The organism is Streptomyces poriferorum (assembly GCF_019399235.1).
In the GTDB taxonomy this organism is placed as follows: Bacteria; Actinomycetota; Actinomycetes; order Streptomycetales; family Streptomycetaceae; genus Streptomyces; species Streptomyces poriferorum.
Genome location: NZ_JAELVH010000554.1, coordinates 1 through 1,858 on the forward strand (window position 1 = coordinate 1; position 1,858 = coordinate 1,858).

Here is a 1,858-nt window from a genome sequence, read left to right on the forward strand (position 1 = left end):
ATCTGCGCGAAACCGGTCACGCGCTGACCCACCCCTCCCATCCCCCGACACCGCTCCTGGCCGGCGCGCCCAGGCAGTGGCAGCGGCTGCTGCCGTACGCCGCCGTCCTCGCGCTCGTCGCCATCTTCGTCCCGGTCACGATCAACGTCCTGACCGCCGAGTACGAAATGGACGCCGGCATCGCGGGAGCGCTCGCCGTCGCCCAGGCCGCACCCCTGCTGATGCTGGCGCACCGGCCGCTGCAAGCCTGGTGGATCATCTTCCCGGCCCAGATCCTGGGTGCGGTCGTGCTGCTCGGGGTGGACGGCGGGCAGGACCACGCCTGGCCATGGACACCGCCCGGCCTCGTCGGCTACCTCTTCCTGCTCCTGGCACTGGGCCTGCGCGAGCAGCGACGGACCCTGGTCGCCGTCTGGCTGGCGACGGGCGCGGCGGGGCTCGTCCTGTTCCTGGTCTCCCCCCACCGCGGCACCGACAACTCGCTCCTGATGTTCATCCTCGGTGCCGTGGTGCTGGTGATCGGCGCGACGGTACGCGAACGGGGCGACGCCCAGCGCCGGCTCGCCGAGCAGGAGACCATCAGTGAGGCCGAGCGGGCACAGCGGACGCTGCTGGAGGAACGGACCAGGATCGCCCGCGAGCTCCACGACGTGGTCGCGCACCACATGTCGGTGATCACGGTCCAGGCCGACTCCGCCCCGTACCGGTTGCAGCGGCTGTCCGACGAGGCACGCGAGGAGTTCGGCTCGATCGCCGCGAGTGCGCGGGAGTCCCTCACGGAGATGCGGAGGCTGCTGGTGGTGCTGCGCAGCGAGGGTACTGAGGGCGAGCGGGCGCCCCAGCCGGGGCTGGACCGGGTGCAGCAGCTGGTCGAGGCGACGGTACGGGCCGGGCTGCCGGCCGAGCTGTCGCTGCCCGCCGGGCTGGAGGGTGTCCCGCCGGCGGTGGATCTGTCCGCGTACCGGATCGTGCAGGAGGCCCTGGCGAACGTGGTCCGCCACGCGCCGGGTGCCCGGACCCGGGTGTCGGTCAGCTCCGACGGCGCGCATCTGACGGTGCTGGTCGTCAACGACCCGCCGCCGCAGACGGGTTCGTCGCTCGCTCCGCGTACTCCGGTGGAGACGACGGGGACGGGGCACGGGCTGGTCGGCATGCGTGAACGCGTACGGTTGACCGGCGGAGCGCTGGACACCGGGCCGTTGCCCGACGGCGGCTTCCGGGTGGCCGCACGGCTCCCGCTGCCACCGGCATCGGCTCCTTCTTCCTCTTCCTCTTCCTCTTCCTCTTCCTCTTCCGCCCTGCCCCCGACTCCGGAGGACTCGTGACCATCCGTGTGATCATCGTCGACGACCAGGCCATGGTGCGGGCGGGATTCGCGGCGCTGCTGGCGGCTCAGGCCGACATCGACGTGGTCGGTGAGGCGCCTGACGGGCGCCAGGGCGTCGACGTCAGCCGCCACACCCATCCGGACGTGGTCCTGATGGATGTGCGGATGCCCGAGATGGACGGCCTGGCCGCGGCCCGTGAGCTGCTGAACCCGCCGGTGGGCGTGGTGCACGTGCCGAAGGTGCTGATGCTCACCACCTTCGACGTGGACGACTACGTGTACGAGGCGCTGCGCGCCGGCGCGTCCGGCTTCCTCCTGAAGGACGCCCCGCCGGCGGACCTGATCTCGGCGGTCCGCGTGGTGGCGGCGGGCGAGGCGCTGCTGGCGCCGTCCGTGACGCGGCGCCTGATCGCGGACTTCGCGCGGCAGCGCCCGTCCGGGGCTTCCCGCAGCGGGCCCGCGCTGCGGCTGAACGGGCTGACCCCGCGCGAGACGGAGGTGCTGGAGCTGATCGCGCGGGGGCTGTCGAAC

At 72.7% G+C, this 1,858-nt stretch carries 2 protein-coding genes; both read left to right on the forward strand.

The window, feature by feature from the left end; translation table 11 throughout:
* Window positions 1-1,325: sensor histidine kinase (locus tag JGS39_RS39550; RefSeq protein WP_219574591.1), on the forward strand; the 1,325-nt coding region annotated here is incomplete at its 5' end.
* The coding region (locus JGS39_RS39555; protein ID WP_219574592.1) for a response regulator transcription factor at window positions 1,322-1,858 on the forward strand (537 nt) is incomplete at its 3' end. The genes JGS39_RS39550 and JGS39_RS39555, both read left to right, overlap by 4 nt.